The organism is Roseovarius sp. YIN77, assembly GCF_057219155.1.
In genome coordinates, this window is the sequence record NZ_JBXVVI010000013.1 from 1 (window position 1) to 16,788 (window position 16,788).

At 58.9% G+C, this 16,788-nt stretch carries 15 protein-coding genes and 1 pseudogene; 9 read left to right on the forward strand and 7 right to left on the reverse strand.

Going from position 1 to position 16,788, the window contains the following annotated elements; genetic code table 11:
* A pseudogene (locus AC2D8P_RS11540) lies at positions 1-260 on the reverse strand (signal recognition particle-docking protein FtsY); the annotation flags it as partial.
* A 113-nt stretch (positions 261-373) separates the two neighbouring features.
* Here AC2D8P_RS11540 and AC2D8P_RS11545 point away from each other — a divergent pair.
* The gene (locus AC2D8P_RS11545; RefSeq protein WP_484702859.1) at positions 374-1,111 is read left to right on the forward strand and encodes a hypothetical protein; all 738 of its coding nucleotides are present in this window, start codon (positions 374-376) and stop codon (positions 1,109-1,111) included.
* A 61-nt stretch (positions 1,112-1,172) separates the two neighbouring features.
* Complete coding sequence (locus tag AC2D8P_RS11550; protein WP_484702860.1) at positions 1,173-1,550, forward strand: hypothetical protein; 378 nt, start codon at positions 1,173-1,175, stop codon at positions 1,548-1,550.
* A 107-nt stretch (positions 1,551-1,657) separates the two neighbouring features.
* Here the strand turns inward: AC2D8P_RS11550 and xseA are convergent, their stop codons facing one another.
* A complete protein-coding gene (gene xseA / locus AC2D8P_RS11555; protein WP_484702861.1) occupies positions 1,658-3,142 on the reverse strand; it encodes an exodeoxyribonuclease VII large subunit in 1,485 nt (494 codons plus the stop codon).
* Between the two features lie 67 nt (positions 3,143-3,209).
* Here xseA and purD point away from each other — a divergent pair, with 67 nt between their 5' ends.
* On the forward strand, positions 3,210-4,475 hold the full coding sequence (gene purD / locus AC2D8P_RS11560; RefSeq protein ID WP_484702863.1) for a phosphoribosylamine--glycine ligase: 1,266 nt from the start codon (positions 3,210-3,212) through the stop codon (positions 4,473-4,475).
* 293 nt (positions 4,476-4,768) lie between these two features.
* Here purD and AC2D8P_RS11565 read toward each other — a convergent pair whose 3' ends face one another.
* Positions 4,769-5,014, reverse strand: coding sequence for an accessory factor UbiK family protein (locus AC2D8P_RS11565; protein WP_484702865.1), 246 nt, complete (start codon positions 5,012-5,014; stop codon positions 4,769-4,771).
* A gap of 102 nt (positions 5,015-5,116) precedes the next feature.
* On the opposite strand from AC2D8P_RS11565, the gene lgt reads away from it, so the two are divergent.
* The 5 genes from lgt to AC2D8P_RS11590 all read left to right on the forward strand — a co-directional run bounded on the left by lgt (position 5,117) and on the right by AC2D8P_RS11590 (position 9,230).
* Positions 5,117-6,013, forward strand: a complete 897-nt coding sequence (gene lgt / locus AC2D8P_RS11570; protein WP_484702866.1) for a prolipoprotein diacylglyceryl transferase — start codon at positions 5,117-5,119, stop codon at positions 6,011-6,013.
* On the forward strand, positions 6,010-7,080 hold the full coding sequence (locus AC2D8P_RS11575; protein WP_484702867.1) for a class I SAM-dependent methyltransferase: 1,071 nt from the start codon (positions 6,010-6,012) through the stop codon (positions 7,078-7,080). Before lgt ends, AC2D8P_RS11575 begins: the two co-directional genes overlap by 4 nt.
* On the forward strand, positions 7,077-7,835 hold the full coding sequence (pgeF, locus tag AC2D8P_RS11580; RefSeq protein ID WP_484702868.1) for a peptidoglycan editing factor PgeF: 759 nt from the start codon (positions 7,077-7,079) through the stop codon (positions 7,833-7,835). The genes AC2D8P_RS11575 and pgeF overlap by 4 nt, the downstream gene beginning before the upstream one ends.
* A 282-nt stretch (positions 7,836-8,117) precedes the next feature.
* Positions 8,118-8,258 carry a hypothetical protein gene (locus tag AC2D8P_RS11585; RefSeq protein ID WP_484702869.1) on the forward strand — a complete coding sequence of 47 codons (141 nt, stop codon included), beginning with the start codon at positions 8,118-8,120 and terminating at the stop codon, positions 8,256-8,258.
* Positions 8,259-8,492: 234 nt separating this feature from the next.
* Positions 8,493-9,230: a Hint domain-containing protein gene (locus AC2D8P_RS11590; RefSeq protein WP_484702870.1), complete on the forward strand. Its 738-nt coding sequence runs from the start codon at positions 8,493-8,495 to the stop codon at positions 9,228-9,230.
* A 54-nt stretch (positions 9,231-9,284) separates the two neighbouring features.
* Here AC2D8P_RS11590 and AC2D8P_RS11595 read toward each other — a convergent pair whose 3' ends face one another.
* Positions 9,285-9,992 (reverse strand): SDR family oxidoreductase, encoded by a 708-nt coding sequence (locus AC2D8P_RS11595; RefSeq protein ID WP_484702872.1) that lies wholly within the window; start codon positions 9,990-9,992, stop codon positions 9,285-9,287.
* Positions 9,993-10,250: 258 nt separating this feature from the next.
* On the reverse strand, positions 10,251-10,751 hold the full coding sequence (locus tag AC2D8P_RS11600) for an Lrp/AsnC family transcriptional regulator (protein WP_484702873.1): 501 nt from the start codon (positions 10,749-10,751) through the stop codon (positions 10,251-10,253).
* A 192-nt stretch (positions 10,752-10,943) separates the two neighbouring features.
* Between AC2D8P_RS11600 and trxB the strand changes: the two genes are divergently transcribed.
* Complete coding sequence (trxB, locus tag AC2D8P_RS11605) at positions 10,944-11,921, forward strand: thioredoxin-disulfide reductase (protein WP_484702875.1); 978 nt, start codon at positions 10,944-10,946, stop codon at positions 11,919-11,921.
* Between the two features lie 6 nt (positions 11,922-11,927).
* Here trxB and AC2D8P_RS11610 read toward each other — a convergent pair whose 3' ends face one another.
* The gene (locus AC2D8P_RS11610) at positions 11,928-14,327 is read right to left on the reverse strand and encodes a GcvT family protein (protein WP_484702876.1); all 2,400 of its coding nucleotides are present in this window, start codon (positions 14,325-14,327) and stop codon (positions 11,928-11,930) included.
* Positions 14,324-16,714, reverse strand: a complete 2,391-nt coding sequence (locus AC2D8P_RS11615) for a GcvT family protein (protein WP_484702877.1) — start codon at positions 16,712-16,714, stop codon at positions 14,324-14,326. The genes AC2D8P_RS11610 and AC2D8P_RS11615 overlap by 4 nt, the downstream gene beginning before the upstream one ends.
* Positions 16,715-16,788 lie beyond the last annotated feature (74 nt).

Consider the following 16,788-nt stretch of genomic DNA (forward strand, 5'->3'; position numbering starts at 1 on the left):
TCTGGCTCTGGCTCTGGCTCTGGCTCTGGCTCTGGCTCTGGCTCTGGCTCTGGCTCTGGCTCTGGCTCTGGCTCTGGCTCTGGCTCTGGCTCTGGCTCTGGCTCTGGCTCTGGCTCTGGCTCTGGAAGCGGTTCTTCGATCTCAGGTGCTGCGTCAATCACCTCTTCTTCGCCGCCATCCTCGACAATCGCATCCAGCCCCTCTTCGAGCTTGGAAGAGGATTTGAACAGTTTGGATTTGAGTTTGTTGAAGAATGACATCGCGCACCCCGGAAAACCTTCCCCAATCACCTAGTCCACAAGTGCCCCGGATGGAAGGCCACAATCGCCAACTTCGCGTTGCCTGACACGGGTTTGGCGTTATATCTGACCGGATGCAGGACGACAGCCCCCAGAATCACGACCTGACCGCCCGGATCGAGGCGCATGTGCTGACCACGCCGGATCGGGTCAGTAGTTTGGACCTGTCAGGGCAGAAGATCTGGATCAAGCGCGTGGAGCACCACAAACCGATCCGCCGCCTGCAAAAGGGCAACGCGTCTGCGGCGTTTGAACGCGAACGGCAGGCGTTGCACATTCTTGGCGTACACGGGCAGCCGGTGCCACAGATCGTGGCCGAAGGGCGCGACTGGTTTGCCATCGGTGATTGCGGCGTTCCCATCAGCAGGCTCTTGCGCGATCAGACCCTGACCGCCGAGGAGCGGATCGCGATCTTTGCAAAGGCAGGTGTCGCGCTGGCAGATTTGCACCGGGCGGGGTTCAGCCACGGGCGGCCCAATCTGAAAGACATCTGCTGGGATGGCGCGGTGATCCGGTTTCTGGACTTCGAACGTTTCGCCGAACATCGCAATACCCCCAAGGGCCACATGCAGGACCTGTTGATGTTTGTTTTCAACGCGCATGCCCTGGCCAGAAAACCAACACCGGAACTGGCTGCAGCCATAGACGCTTATCGATCTGCGGCCCCAACAGATGTTTGGCGTAGTGCCGTTGATTGGTGCCAAAGATGGCGATGGATCATTCGCCTGACGGCGCCTGTACGGTTGTTGAGCAATACGCGGGAATTTCAAGCAATCCCAATGACTTTCCAGTATTTTCTGTCACGGGACTGACCCGCGACTGGCGCGGAGCTGCAAATTCTGCCACTCTGTTCCCATGTACCGGATTGTCAGTTTGCTGATCCTGATCGCCACCCCGTCGCTTGCCAGTGATCCGATGTCGGGCGCGGCGTTTGACCGCCTGACCCGAGGCAAAACCTATTTCTATGGTGACGGGCAAACCGCCTATGGGGCGGAACAGTACCTGTCAGACCGCCGGGTGATCTGGTCTTGGCTGGATGGCACCTGTCAGTTTGGCCGCTGGTACGAAACCGAACCTGGGATGATCTGTTTCATCTATGAACAGGAGCCAGAACCGCAATGCTGGCAGTTCCGGCAGGAAGGCGACCGGTTGTCAGCAGAATTCCTGAACCAACCGGATCAAGCCCCGCTCTATGAACTGAATCAAAACCACGCGCCGCTGGAATGTTCCGGGCCGAAAATCGGGGTCTGACGGCGCAGGCTTGTCAGTTTCTGCCTGCCGCACCTCTTCCTTTCGCCGCAAATACCTCGGGGTGAATTGGCCCGGCCTGCCGGGTCAAGAGGGGCAGCGCCCTGATTTCAAAACAGACTGCCCTGATCGGGGGGCGGTGTTGTTTTCTTCTGTGACCGCGCCCTAGAAGGACCCCCGGCCTGTACCCGACCATCCTGAAATTCAATTTCCAATGACGGGGCCTTTGCTGCTGCGGATTTAGAGGTGATCAATGTCTCACCCGAACGTACCACTGCGTAGCCCCTACGTAATGTTTCCCGATAGCCCAATGTCTGACGCATCCGTTCCAGTCCAGTCAACCTTTGATCCCACAGACGGATCTGGGTTTGTGCGGCTTTGGACAATCGGTTCAAGACCTGTGACATATCCTGTGACCGTTTACCCAAATCGCGGGCCAATGCATCGGGCCGCAGACGAGCCGAAAGATCGCGAAGCTGATCTCTGGAACGGCTGGCATGTCGCGACAGGGCAACCGGTCGCAGACCCGCGGATGCCTGAGCCAGATCATTGCGTTTTTTCTGGGCCATCAAGCTTAACGCCCGGGGCAGACGCTCGCCCCAGCGATCCAACCGAACCTCGGCCTCTTGCACCAGACGTTCGGGGTTTGGCAGGGCGCGGGCCAGATCGCGCAGACGTTGGCGGCGCAAACTGACGGCTTGTTCGGCGGCGCGGATCAGGCGGGCCTCTTGCTCACCCACCCAGGCCAACAGCTCCATCCGAACCGGCACGGCATGTTCCGCCGCCGCAGTCGGTGTCGGAGCGCGAAGGTCAGAGACAAAATCGATCAAGGTTGTATCGGTTTCATGCCCAACGGCAGAAATCAGTGGGATATCCGAGGCCGCAACCGCACGGGCGACAATCTCTTCGTTAAAGCCCCACAAATCCTCGATCGATCCACCGCCGCGCGCCACGATTAACAGATCAGGCCTGGGCATGGCGCCCCCCGGCGCCAGTTGATTGAACCCTTCAATCGCGCGGGCGACCTCTGGTGCACAGGCCGCGCCTTGCACGGCCACGGGCCAGATCAGCACCTTACGCGGGAAACGATCCCGCAGGCGATGCAGGATATCGCGGATCACCGCACCAGAAGGCGAGGTGATCACGCCGATGACCTCTGGTAAAAACGGGATCGGTTGCTTACGGGCGGGGTCAAACAGCCCCTCTGCCGCCAGCGCTTTCTTGCGTTTTTCCAACATGGCCATCAGCGCGCCCTCACCCGCGATGGCAACATCATCCACATTCAGATTATATTTTGATTGCGCCCCAAAAGTGGTGAGCTTGCCGGTGACGACAACCTCCATCCCCTCTTCCGGTACCACAGACAGTTGACCCACCTGCCCCTTCCACGTCGTACAGGCCAGAACGTTTCGGTCATCCTTGATGTCATAGTAAAGATGCCCGGACCGCGCCTTGAAAACACGCCCGACCTCACCACGCACTCGCACGCGGCCAAAGGATCCCTCAATCGTTTTCTTCACCGCGCCTGAAATTTCGGAAACGGTAAATTCAGGGGCGTTTTCACCGGGGGTGGGATCATCCAGCAGGTCGGACATTTTGCTTCCTTGTCATGTGCTGCCTTGCACCTTAGAACGCCGATCAACAAAGGCCAAGGAGACATCCATGAACATCCTCATTCTGGGCAGCGGCGGGCGTGAACATGCGTTGGCCTGGGCGGTCAAGCAAAACCCGAAATGCGACCGTCTGATTTGCGCGCCCGGCAATGCCGGGATGGCCGCGATCGCTGAATGCGCGACGCTGGATATCATGAACGGCGGCGCGGTGGCCGAATTTGCCTTGGAAAACAGCGTGGATTTCGTGATCGTCGGACCAGAGGCACCCTTGGCCGCGGGTATCGCGGACCGCCTGCGCGATGCGAATATTCTGTGTTTCGGGCCCTCTGCGGCGGCGGCAGAACTTGAAGCCTCCAAATCCTTTACCAAGGCGATTTGTGATGCGTCGGGCGCCCCCACCGCCGCCTATGCCCGGTTTACCAAGGCTGACCCTGCGCGCGCCTATATCCGCGAACAGGGAGCCCCGATCGTGGTCAAGGCGGACGGTCTGGCCGCCGGTAAAGGTGTGATTGTGGCGATGGACGAAGACGAGGCGCTGGCCGCCATCGATGATATGTTCGGTGGCGAATTTGGCGATGCCGGGGCCGAAGTGGTGATCGAAGAGTTTCTGGAGGGTGAAGAGGCCTCTTTCTTCGTCCTGTGCGATGGCAAAACCGCCCTGCCCATCGGCACCGCACAAGACCACAAACGCGCCTTTGACAATGATGAGGGGCCCAATACCGGTGGCATGGGCGCCTATTCCCCGGCACCGGTGATGACGGATGCGATTGTACAGAAAACCATGGACGAAATTGTTAACCCGTCGATCGCGGAAATGGCGCGGCGCGGCACGCCATTTCAGGGGGTTCTCTTTGCCGGATTGATGATCAAGGACGGCCAGCCCAAGCTGATCGAATACAACGTCCGCTTTGGCGATCCGGAATGCCAGACGCTGATGATGCGGCTGGGGGCGCAGGCGCTGGATCTGCTGTTGGCCAGTGCCGAAGGCACACTGGATAAAGCACAGGTCAACTGGGCCGATGACCATGCCCTATCCGTGGTCATGGCCGCAAATGGTTATCCCGGAAGCTATGATAAAGGCAGCGTTATAAGGGGGTTAGATGCCCTGCCTGAGGACAGCAAGAACATGGTCTTTCACGCCGGCACCTCGGAAAAAGGCGGCCAGATTGTTGCGACCGGCGGCCGCGTCCTGAACGTCACCGCCCGGGGCGACAGCCTGCAAGAGGCGCATGACCGCGCCTATGCAATGGTCAGCCAGATCGATTGGCCAGAGGGCTTCTCCCGCTCAGACATCGGCTGGCGGGCGTTGAAATAAGTTTAGGTGTTGGCGGGATGAACCCCCACCCTACGCAGCCGCAAAATCGCAAAGGTTAACGACAAAATCAACATCGGTGTTGCGTCGGTATTTCGGCTGCCCTGCGTCGGTGGGCGTTTCAACGCACCGCTGACGTTAACCACTTGGGATAACAACTAGGTGCCGGGCTGAAGCCCGGCCTACGGACTCAATCCAACTTCCTTTCGCCAAAAATACCTTGGGGAGTTTGAGGGGCAAAGCCCCTCATTCCGCACGCAGTGCCAGAGGGAATGCGCCGCAGGCGCGCCGGTTGGTTAGCCTTGCTTGACTTCCAGTGCCTCGATCCGGGCCTTTAGCGCCTCGTTCTCTTCGCGCGCCTTTTGGGCCATGGCGCGGACCGCGTCGAACTCTTCACGGGTGACGAAATCGCGGTCGGCCATCCAGCGATCGATCCAGCCCTTCATCGCTGTATCCATTTCATCCTTGGCGCCTTGGGCGACGCCCATCGCGTTGGTCATCAGCTGGGAAATGTCGTCGAAAACCTTGTTGCGGCTCTGCATGGTGACCTCCGGTCGCGGCTATAGAAATATTCCGCCTATATGGGCGTTTCGGGCGCGATTCACAAGGTTGACTTCGCCCCCGCCCCGTCGCAGGTATCAGCCATGAATGGCATGATCCCCTTCCCTGATATCGGGCCAGATATCTTTTCGATTGATCTTGGGTTTATCACCCTGACGCTGCGCTGGTATGCGATGGCCTATATCGTCGGCATCCTGATCGGCTGGCGGATTGCTGTGCGGGCCTTGGCGAGCCCCGCGCTATGGCCCAATGATAATCCACCGATGACCAAGACACAGGTTGATGATTTCCTGACCTGGATCATCATCGGCATCGTGCTGGGCGGGCGGCTGGGCTATACGCTTTTTTACCAACCCGCCTATTACCTGCAAAACCCGGCAGAGATCCTGATGGTCTGGCAGGGCGGTATGGCCTTTCACGGCGGACTTTTGGGGGTTGCGCTGGTGGGCCTGTGGTTTTGCAGCCGATACAAACTGCGCGTCCTGTCTGTTGCCGACATGCTGGCCATTGCGACACCGCCGGGGCTGCTGTTGGGGCGGATCGCCAATTTCATCAATAACGAGCTATGGGGCCGCCCGACCGATATGCCGTGGGGTGTCGCCTTCCCCGGTCCGGCGGCGCAGGATTGCCCCGATGTTGTGGGCATTTGTGCCCGCCATCCATCGCAGCTGTATGAGGCCGGGCTGGAGGGTTTGATCCTTGGCGCTGCCCTGTTGGTCCTTGCCTTTGGGCGGGGTTGGCTCAAACGCCCGGGGCAAATCACCGGGCTCTTCATCGCGGGCTATGGGGTGTCGCGTTTCATTGTCGAGCTTTTCCGGCAGGCCGATGCGCAGTTCATCACCATCGGTAATCCGATGGGCTATATCGTACAGTTGGGCAGTACCGGCCTGTCAATGGGACAGCTGTTGTCATTGCCGATGATCCTGATTGGCCTTGGCCTGATCCTATGGGCCCGTCGGCGGGAACGGCAGCGCGCATGACAGCGCTCAGGGACAGGTTGGTGACGCGGATCGGGCGGACCGGTCCGATCTCTGTAGCTGATTACATGACCGAATGCCTGCTCCATCCGAACCTGGGCTATTACACCACCCGCGATCCGTTGGGGGTCAAGGGTGACTTTACCACAGCGCCAGAGATCAGCCAGATGTTTGGCGAATGTCTGGGGCTGGCGCTGGCACAGGCCTGGCTGGATCGCGGCGCGCCTGATGCCTTTGTCCTATGCGAACTGGGCCCCGGGCGCGGTACATTGATGGCGGATCTCCTGCGGGCAACACGGGCTGTGCCGGGATTTCACACAGCAATGCAACTGCATCTAGTTGAGGCCTCGGCTAAACTGACGGCGGCCCAGAAAAACAATCTGCAAGGCTATGCTCCCCACTGGCATGATACGATCGAAACTGTACCGGATGGCCCGCTGTTTCTGATCGCCAACGAATTTTTTGATGCTTTGCCGATCCGGCAATATGTTCGGGTGGGCGACTGCTGGCGCGAGCGTCAGATTGGCGTGGCGGATGGAAAGTTGAGTTTCGGTCTGGGCGGCCCGGTACAGCCGGATGCGCTGATGGACCGTCTGTCTGACACGACGGAGGGGCAGATGGTTGAACTCTGCCTGCCCGCGCAAGCGCTGACCGGTGAGATCGCCCGCCGCATCGCCACCCATGGCGGGGCTGCTGTGATCGTCGATTATGGCGATTGGCGTTCCATCGGGGACACATTGCAAGCGGTGCGCAATCACACACCTGATCCGGTGCTGGATCATCCGGGGGAGGCTGATCTGACCGCTCATGTGGATTTTCAGGCGTTGACGGATTGCGCGACCCAATTTGGCGCCAAATGTTCGGCCATGACCCCGCAAGGCGTTGTCTTGGAACGGCTGGGCATCACCGCGCGGGCGCAACAGCTCGCTGAAAAGTTACAGGCAGAGGCGCTTTCGTCACATATCGCGGCACATAGACGCTTGACGCATCCCGAAGAAATGGGAACGCTTTTCAAAGCCATTGCGATATACCGCGATGGCGATCCTTTACCCCCGGGGTTTGACGCATGACATTGGAAATTCTGACCTCTGACGATTTGGCCCCCTTGCGCCACGGGTTTTTCACCCGCAAGGGTGGGGCCTCCTCTGGTCTGTTTCGGGGGCTGAATTGCGGAACGGGGTCGTCTGACCAGTCTGACAGCGTGGCCATCAACCGCGCACGCGCGGCAGAGGCCATGGGCGTTTCACCCGCGGCATTGATCGCCGTTCATCAATGCCATAGCGCCGATGTGGTGACCGTCGATGCCCCCTTGTCCAAGCCCCTGCCCAAGGCCGATGCGATGGTCACGGCGACGCCGGGGCTGGTGCTGAGTATTCTGACGGCTGATTGCCAGCCGGTCCTTTTTGCCGACCCAGTGGCCCATGTCATCGGGGCCGCGCATGGGGGGTGGCGCGGGGCGCTGGCCGGGGTTTTGGAAAACACCGTCGATGCGATGATCAAATTGGGCGCCCAGCGTGATCGGATTAATGCGGTCATTGGCCCCTGTATCAGTCAGGCCGCTTACGAGGTCGGGCCGGAATTCATGGACGAGATTGTTGCCGACGATCCTGAGAGCACGCGTTTCTTTGCCGGTGGCAAGGGGGACCGTATCCAGTTTGACCTGCCCTCCTACGGGTTGGCCCGGCTGCGGGATGCGGGAATTGGCGGTGCTTCCTGGATTCACCATTGCACCTATCTGGACGAGGAACGGTTTTATTCCTATCGCCGGTCTGTGCATCGGAAAGAGGCCGACTACGGCCGATTGTTGTCTGCAATCAGACTATGACACCCTGGCCGGCTGACTGTTTCCGATTCTGGCACGTAGTGACACAATTCCGCCTCAAATTCATGAACATTCCAGAAACATCTGTGGATAGGTGAAATTTATTCATCTTAAATTTCCTTGCTCCTCAACGGGTTGGGCAATGGCCACTGATTGATCGCAAAAATTGGCGGATTTTTTCCGAAACGCCAAATCCTCGCCGTAATGCACTGCAATTCTTGTCTGGTCCGGCGCGGGACAGTTCAAAAACCGCCCCCGGACACCGGGCAGTATGAGGAGGCACAGGTGAAAAAACGTTGGCTGGAAAATATGATCAAGGCCGCTGCGGAAAAGGACGTTGCCCTTCCCTGGCAACGCGGTGCACTTCGCAGTGAATCGATCCCCAACCGACAGAGCGATACAGAGCAGAAATCCGTATCCGCCTGAACCGCCACAGGCACAAGAGCAGAATCAAATCGGGCCGCATGATGACCATGCGGCCCATTTTTTGCCACAGTCCGTGGAAATCGGGAAACAATGAACGGCGCGCGACCCGGGATTGTCCCTGCGTTAACTTTAAAGTCTCAAATTCTTTGACAATTTGAACTAAACACCACACGATTGCCTGACACGCTGCTTTTGGTGGGGGCCTTGCAGTTGTGGATCGAAAGGTTCGCATCCATGGCCTACACCCCGCCAAACCACCGTGGTGGTTTCCCCGTCCCGACGTTGCCGCATGCGCGCAAACCCGATTTGCCGCCAATGCGCCGCTACAGCGCGACCTATCTGACCCATGAGAACCAGATCGATGATCTGCAACGCGTCGGACCTGCTGTGCCGGAATTTGAAATCGGATTTTCCGCTTTCGCCCGCGGCACTTTGATCGCAACCGAAGAGGGCCAGATCGCCGTTGATGATCTGCTGCCCGGCGCCCGCGTCAAAACCGTCAACAACGGTACCCGCACCCTGCGTTGGATCGGATCGATGATGTATGTCCCCAAACCGGGACAGCGCGCAGATACCGCCAGCCTGACCCGCATTTATGCCGATAGTTTCGGCTTGGGACGTCCGATGCCCGATCTGCTGATCGGCCCCGGGGCGCGTTTGTTCCGAACCAGCCCTCAGGATCGTTGCGCAACCGGCACACCAACGCCAGCCTCTGAACTGGTCGATGGCGACAGCGTGATGCAGGTATCGCCGATTTCTCCGGTAGAGATTTACCACATCGCCTTTGACGCACCGCAGATCATCTGGGCCAATGGCATGGAATGCGAAGCGTTCCACCCCGAAACCATGATCAGCCCGCAATTCGGTGGCGAAATGCGCGCGCTGTTCATGTCGATGTTCCCGTATATCAGCCAGCCAGTGGTCAATCGCGGGATGTATCCCAACATGCGGCCGGGGATTTCGGCGGCTTAAGGTCTGACAATCAGTACCAAAAAACTGCAGTATCAAGGGCCAAATGAACGGCCCTTAATACGTTGCTTCGAGGCGGCTGTTGATCAACACTTCAGCAACAACCGCGTTGTTGGGCAGGCTTAGGGTATAGGCGACCGTTTCGGCGATCACCTCTGGATCAATTTTGAATTGACCCTTTGGTACTTCGTAGTCGGCGACCATGCGAGTATCCACCAGACCCGGGCAAATTGCGGTTGCTCTTACTCCGTCATCCCATCCCTCCTGTCGGGTCGCATGGGTCAACGAAAGTGCCGCGAATTTTGTCGCCGAGTACCCAAGCATCGTGGGATCAAGCAATCGCTTCCCCGCCATTGACACGATGTTTATCGCTCGCCCATGGCCACTGGCACGCAAGGATGGCATGACTGCCCGCATTAACCGAAGTGGCCCCATGAAGTTCACTTGCCACAATGTCTCATAGGCGTCATCGACCGTGTCTTCTAGGGAGGTTGCAATATCCACACCAGCATTCATCACGATGCCATCGACGCGGCCGAAACGTTCTTGGGTCTTGGCAACCCAGTCCTGTGCGGTCTGCATGTCGGTAGCGTCCCAAGATGCAACCAACGCATCATCCCCAAAGTCACCGACATTGATAGAAGCAGGATCACGCACGCCCAGGCTTAGTTTATAGCCACGCCGCGCCAACAATTTACCTGTTGCCAAACCAATGCCCCGGTTGGCGCCGGAAATCATGATCACGCGCCCTTCGGGTGTGAGCATTTGAGATTCTCCTCTTTGTGCGATTTAGGCGATCTCCTCGGTGACCATTGGCACAATGGCCGGAGTCTTAACGCGCCAATTCAATGAGGATTGACAACACGAACCCCGCAGCAGGTCAAGTACGGCAGACGACACAAAAATCCAGGCAATCTGCCACACCAGATGAAAACCACGAAGAAGCAGGTTTCCGGCAATAAACAACGATGAATGAGATCGGCTCAGGTGGCGAAAGTAATCTGGCGCATAACGCACCAGACCTTAGGCGGTCTGGTTCATCCGTTCTTCCAAAACGTCGAAGGGAACGCCGGGCACATCTTTGGCCCCGCGAATGACCAGCGAGGTTTTGACACTGGCCACATTATCCGCAGCGGTCAGTTCCCCGGTCAGAAAGCTTTGAAAGCTGGACAGATCCGGGGCCACGCATTTCAGGATGAAATCGACCTCGCCATTCAGCATGTGACATTCGCGAACCAACGGCCAATTCTGGCAGCGTTCCTCAAAGGCGACAAGGTCGGCTTCCGCCTGTGACACGAGGCCCACCATGGCAAAAACCTGCACCTCGAAATTCAAGGCGCGGGCATTCACATCCGCATGGTAGCCACGGATATAGCCCTGTTCTTCCAGTGACCGCACCCGGCGCAGACAGGGCGGTGCGGAAATCCCGACCCGCTTCGCCAGCTCGACATTGGTCATGCGCCCATCAGCCTGAAGCTCTGCAAGAATCATCCGGTCAATCTCGTCGAGTTTCATGCCAACCATGGGGCCTCCAGTGAAAGAATTTCATATTGTCCAACATTGCGTCCGTTGACGCAATTAAATTTCGTACAGGCGCAACTATCTTACATTATTGGGAAGGTGCAAGCATTTTTCTCGTCACCCTATTGCAGGGTCTTTTAACCCGGACAGTGCGGGTCTATATCCTCGGGGACCGTTTACGACAAGGGGGCCACGATGGCTGAGACACGACACACGAAGGTTCTGATCATTGGCTCGGGTCCGGCCGGATATACGGCAGGCGTTTATGCTAGCCGCGCGATGCTGGAACCCATTCTTGTGCAGGGGATCGAACCCGGCGGCCAGCTGACCACGACCACTGATGTCGAAAACTACCCCGGCTTTACCGAGGTGCAGGGCCCTGATCTGATGATCAAGATGCAGGAACACGCGGCCGCGATGGGCTGCGAGATTATCGGCGATATCATCACCAATCTTGACGTGTCAAAGCGCCCCTTCACCGCGACCGGCGATAGCGGCACAATCTATACCGCCGATGCCGTTATTCTGGCGACAGGCGCCCGGGCCAAATGGCTGGGCCTGCCGTCGGAAGATAAATTCAAGGGCTTTGGTGTGTCGGCCTGCGCCACCTGTGACGGCTTCTTTTACCGTGGACAGGAAATCGTGGTGATCGGTGGCGGCAATACCGCGGTCGAGGAAGCGCTTTTCCTGACCAACTTTGCCTCCAAGGTCACATTGATCCACCGCCGCGATGAGTTGCGGTCCGAAAAAATCCTGCAGGACCGTCTGTTCAAGAACCCCAAAATCGAAACCTTGTGGTTTCACACTTTGGAAGAAGTTGTCGGCACCGACATGCCACTGGGTGTCGAGGGTGTGCGCGTCAAAAACGTCAAGACTGGCGAGATCACGGAAATCCCGGCCAAGGGTGTTTTTGTGGCCATCGGCCACGCGCCTGCCAACGAACTGGTCAAGGATGTGCTGGAAACCCATATGGGCGGCTATGTGGTCACCAAACCGGATTCGACAGAAACCTCGATCCCCGGGGTTTTTGCCGCCGGTGACCTGACCGATCACAAATACCGTCAGGCTGTGACCTCTGCCGGGATGGGCTGTATGGCCGCGCTGGAGGCCGAGCGTTTTCTGGCCGAACAGGAAGATACCGCCGAGGCAGAACCCGAAGCGGCGACGGCCTGATCTGAGTTATCCTCGCATCCGGCTATTGTTCGGGTCAAAGGGCGGGCGTTCCAATACGCTCGCCTTTCGCTTTTGTCCTAATATTTCGATCTGCAACCCGTCCCGGGCGGCGCGATCGCGCAGATAGGCCAGTGCCAAGGTTTTGCCGGTGCGATGGCCGTATGCGGCGGAGGTCACGATCCCCACGCAGCGTTCCCCCTGATAGACGCCGTGGGCGTGGTAGGGATCGATATCGGTGGTCTCAGCCTCCAGCAGGACCATTTCCCACCGGTCATCAGCAGCCATCCGACAGGCCAGTACGTCACGGCCGACAAAATCGTGATCCATTTTGATCAGGTGCCCTGCCCCGGTTTCTGCGGGGGTGCGTTCCGTGGTGAAATCAGCACCCCATGCAGGGTAGCCTTTTTCCAGCCGCATCGCGTTCATTGCATAGGCCCCGAAGAGGCCCAGGCCGTGTGGCTTGCCAGCCTCTTCCAATGTCAAAAACAGGTTGCGCATCTGATGGGCGGCAACGTGCAGTTCCCACCCCAGCTCCCCCACATATGACACGCGCAGGGCGCGAACCGGAACGCCCGCCACGGTGATGTTGCGAACAGAGAGCCAAGTGCCCAGATCATCGTTGGTCAGGCTTTCAAGCACCGCGCGGGACTTTGGCCCCATCAGGCCCAGAATGACGTAATCTTCGGTGACACGGGTTATGGTGACGTCAAAGCCATCGGCGCGGGTGCGCAAGAGGTCATCATCCCGTTCCTCCGCCGCCGCGGCGGAGGTTAGATAGATGTGATCCTCAGCCAATACGGTGACGGTAAATTCAGATTCTGTGCCCCCCGCTGGGCTGAGCGCATGGGTCAGGCCGATGCGGCCCACCTTTGGCGCGCGGTTCGCGCCGATACTTTCGACAAAGGCACGGGCCTCAGGGCCGGCAATGTCGAACTTGGAGAAGACCGACATATCCGCCAGCCCGACAGCGGTGGTGACGGTTTGACATTCCCGGGCGACGGGATCAAACCAGTTGGAACGGCGGAAGCTTGGCACTGCGACTTCACCGGCATTGTCTGAGAACCAATTCGGACGTTCCCAGCCATGGGCGGCGCCCATGACGGCACCCCGCTCCACCATCAGGTCATGAATGGGCGACAGGCGTTTGCCCCGCGCGGCAGGGCGTTCCTCATGCGGGTAATGGACGCCGAATTGCAGGCCGAAACATTCAACGGCTTTTTTGACCCGGTAATCACGATCTGCCCAGGATCCGAACCGGCGGCTGTCCACGGCCAGCGCATCCATCGGCGGCGCGCCATGGGTCATCCAATGGGCCAGAAACCAGCCTGCGCCACCGCCCTCCATCACGCCCATCGACGACCCTGTTAACAACCACGCATTTGGCAGGCCATGGGCCGGGCCGATCAGGGGATTGGCATCTGGGGTAAAGGTGATTGGGCCATTCACGACGGACTTGATACCCCCGGTTTCCAGTGCTGGAATGCGGGTCATGGCCGCCATGATAATATCCTCAACCCGGTCCAGATCGGGGGGCATCAGATCGGCACCAAAATCAGACGGGCAGCCATCGATGGACCAAGGTTGTGCGTCTTTCTCGTAAGGCCCAAGGATCAGACCATCGCGTTCTTGGCGGACATACCAGCTTTCCTCTGGATCGCGGATCATCGGTAGTTCTGGCAAGCCCCGTTTGATACGGCCCGCCACGGCATCGACGGTGTCGGTGACCAGATATTGATGCAGCACCGGGACAGAGGGGATGTTCAGCCCCATCATATGGCCGACCTCCCACCCCCAGGTGCCGGCGGCATTGACGATGTGTTTGGCGCGGATGGTGGTTTTCTCGGTCTGCACGATCCAGACGTCATCCTCCCGCCGGACCGCATGCACCGGGTTATAGCGCAGGATCGTGGCGCCGTTTTCGCGCGCGACCTTGGCCATGGCATTGGTGGCAAGGGATGGGTCCACATGGCCATCATCGGGTTCATAGATGCCTCCCAAAAGGCCATCTGTCCGGGCCAGCGGATGCAGGCGCTCGACATCTTCTGGGGTTAATAGTTGCAGATCATAGCCTGTGAAATAACTGAGCCCCGCCACATGGGCAAATTCATCCATCCGGTCGGGGTTGGAGGTAATGCGCATCGCACCGCATGGGTGAAAACCGCAGGTATCGCCGGTTTCTGCGGGCAGGATATCGCGGTAAAGCCGCACGGATGTGGCGCGCAACTCCTGAATGGTTGGGTTATGGGCGAAATGCGTGCACAGCCCCGCCGCGTGCCAGGTGGAACCATGGGTCAGGTCGTTCTTTTCCGTCAGAACCACATCGGACCATCCGGCTTTGGTTAGGTGATACATCAGCGACACGCCCATCGCACCGCCCCCGATGATCAATACATTCGCGTCGGTCATGCACGCATCCTCGTGTTGTCAGGATCAAAGGGCGGGCGGATCAGGGCCTGCGCCGGATATTTTTTGCCCGCGATTTCAATCTCAAAATTTCGCTGGGCTGTCTGGCTGGACGTTTCGCCCAAGGCGATGTCGATCAGACCGAACGCGAGCGTTTTGCCGGTACGCGCACCCCGCGCGCCGGATGTCGTCAGGCCGATAACGCGACCATCCTCCCATATTGGTTCGTCATGCAGGATCAGCGGGTGATCTGGAAGATCGAACAGTGCCAGACGGCGGGTCAGGCCAGTTGCACGTTGTTTTAAAAGAGCTTCTTTGCCCAGAAAACCCTTGGACCAATCGATTGTGAACCCCAGACCGGCCTGAAGCGGAGAAATCTCTGGCCCCAGATCATGACCCCAATGTTTAAAGCCTTTTTCTATCCGGCAGGCATCCACCGCGTAATGGCCCAAGGGTCGCGCGCCCGCATCATACAGTGTGTCGAAGGCTGCAGCGGCATGAGGCTGGCTGATGTTCAATTCCCATCCTAACTCACCAACAAAACTGACCCGGTTGGCGCGGGCGGGGTGGCCTGCGACATGCACATCACGGGCTGTGGAGAATGGAAAATCATTCCAATCCGTATCGCCAAGGCTTTGCAATAAGGCACGCGAGCCTGCCCCCATCACCCCGATCACGGCCTCGCTTTCGGTGACATCAAAGATCGTCACGTCATGACCACGCGCGTGACGGCGCAGCCAGGCCATGTCTTTCACCCGGGTCGCAGCACCCGAGGTGATGCGAAAGTGATCCGGGGCCAGCCGGGTGATGGTGGTGTCAGCCTCTATCCCGCCTTTGGCGTTCAGAAGCGGGGTATAGACGGCCTGGCCGATCCGCACGTCCAGTTGGCTCGCGGCCAGATATTGCAACAGGGTCAGCGCATCCGGGCCCGTCACGTCGAATTTTCCGAACGGCGACAGGTCTATCAGGGCGGTGCCGGTCGCCATCTGTGCGGCCTCTCGCACCGCGATTGGATACCAGGGCTGATCGCCCGTGGAACAGGGCAGGTTCCGTTCGCTGTCCTGTGCTGCGTACCATAACCCGCGTTCCCAGCCTGCGGTCAGGCCGAACTCTGCCCCCGCTGCGGCCCAACGGTCATGCAACATGGATTTGCGCAGACCGCGCCCGGCCTTGGGCTGTTTGAACGGCCAGTGGAGCGCGAAGGCGTCAGAGACGGCCTCTTTCATGCGTGTTTCGATGTGATCAGCGGCAGCTGTCAGCGGATCGACGCGGGCGATGTCAACCTCCCACAAGTCGATTGGAGGTGCCTCATCGGCCATCCAGTCGGCCAGAACCCGGCCCACACCTGCCGAGGACATGACACCCACAGAATTCATCCCAGCGGCGACATAAAAGCCATCGACCTCTGGCGCTTGGCCGATCAGGGGGCGGGTATCATGGGTGAAGCTTTCCGGCCCGTTCATAAAATGCTGAATGCCGGTCTCTGCCAGCGCCGGGATCAGCGCCAGCGCGCCCTCCATAAAGGGCATGAACTGATCCCAATCCTCTGGCAGTTCCAGAAACGGGCGGTCGCCCTCCGGGCCAAATGCATCCCAGACTTTGGCATCGGGTTCAAACCCGCCGATGACCAGCTTGCCCGCATCACCCTTGACATAAAACCCGCGATCCAGATCGCGCAGCACCGGATAGGGATTGGGCAGGCCCGGCATCGGCTCAGAAACCACATACATATGTTCGACCGCTTGCAAGGGCAGCGCGACGCCTGCCGCATCCGCCAACCGTTTGGACCACGCCCCGGCACAAAGCGCCACCTGATCGGACAGCAATTCAGAGCCATCCGTCAGAGCGACGCCTTTGATGGTACCGTTTTCGACCAGCAGGCGATCCACCGGGGTTTTTTCACGGATCACCGTGCCCTTGGCGCGGGCTGCTTTGGCATAGGCCATGCACAGATCGACCGGGTTGACATTGGCGTCTTCCTCAACCCGCAAGGCACCGACCAGACCGTCAGGGTCCAGACCGGGTACATCGATCTGGTCCGAGGAAACGATACTGGGTGTCAGGCCGAAATGACGGCCCAAAGCGGCAATCCGGTGTAGCTCATCCATCCGCGCCGGGTGGCGGGCCAGCCAATAGCCGCCGGTCTGACGATAGCCGGTAGACGAGCCGGTTTCCTCCTCCAGTTTCGGAAATAATTCGCCCGCATACATCGCCAGCCGGGTCATGTTGGGGGTCGCACGCAACGGCCCAACGATACCTGCCGCGTGCCAACTAGTGCCAGAGGTCAGCTGGTTACGTTCCAGCACTGTCACCCGCGCCCGACCGGCCAGATGATACGCGAGGCTCAGCCCAATGGCACCGCCGCCAATGATGATGACCGACTTTGACATTTGTACCTTCTGCAACCTCGTCTGACGGAAGATTGACCCGCGCCCCTGAAAGTGCAAGGTAATCCCCACATGAT

Excerpts from the sequence above, each read along its gene's own strand:
- AC2D8P_RS11545 (WP_484702859.1), top strand. The coding sequence starts at position 374 with ATGCAGGACGACAGCCCCCAGAATCACGACCTGACCGCCCGGATCGAG.
- xseA (WP_484702861.1), bottom strand. The coding sequence starts at position 3,142 with ATGTCCGACCTGCTGGATGATCCCACCCCCGGTGAAAACGCCCCTGAA.
- purD (WP_484702863.1), top strand. The coding sequence starts at position 3,210 with ATGAACATCCTCATTCTGGGCAGCGGCGGGCGTGAACATGCGTTGGCC.
- AC2D8P_RS11565 (WP_484702865.1), bottom strand. The coding sequence starts at position 5,014 with ATGCAGAGCCGCAACAAGGTTTTCGACGACATTTCCCAGCTGATGACC.
- lgt (WP_484702866.1), top strand. The coding sequence starts at position 5,117 with ATGAATGGCATGATCCCCTTCCCTGATATCGGGCCAGATATCTTTTCG.
- AC2D8P_RS11575 (WP_484702867.1), top strand. The coding sequence starts at position 6,010 with ATGACAGCGCTCAGGGACAGGTTGGTGACGCGGATCGGGCGGACCGGT.
- pgeF (WP_484702868.1), top strand. The coding sequence starts at position 7,077 with ATGACATTGGAAATTCTGACCTCTGACGATTTGGCCCCCTTGCGCCAC.
- AC2D8P_RS11590 (WP_484702870.1), top strand. The coding sequence starts at position 8,493 with ATGGCCTACACCCCGCCAAACCACCGTGGTGGTTTCCCCGTCCCGACG.
- AC2D8P_RS11595 (WP_484702872.1), bottom strand. The coding sequence starts at position 9,992 with ATGCTCACACCCGAAGGGCGCGTGATCATGATTTCCGGCGCCAACCGG.
- AC2D8P_RS11600 (WP_484702873.1), bottom strand. The coding sequence starts at position 10,751 with ATGGTTGGCATGAAACTCGACGAGATTGACCGGATGATTCTTGCAGAG.
- trxB (WP_484702875.1), top strand. The coding sequence starts at position 10,944 with ATGGCTGAGACACGACACACGAAGGTTCTGATCATTGGCTCGGGTCCG.
- AC2D8P_RS11610 (WP_484702876.1), bottom strand. The coding sequence starts at position 14,327 with ATGACCGACGCGAATGTATTGATCATCGGGGGCGGTGCGATGGGCGTG.
- AC2D8P_RS11615 (WP_484702877.1), bottom strand. The coding sequence starts at position 16,714 with ATGTCAAAGTCGGTCATCATCATTGGCGGCGGTGCCATTGGGCTGAGC.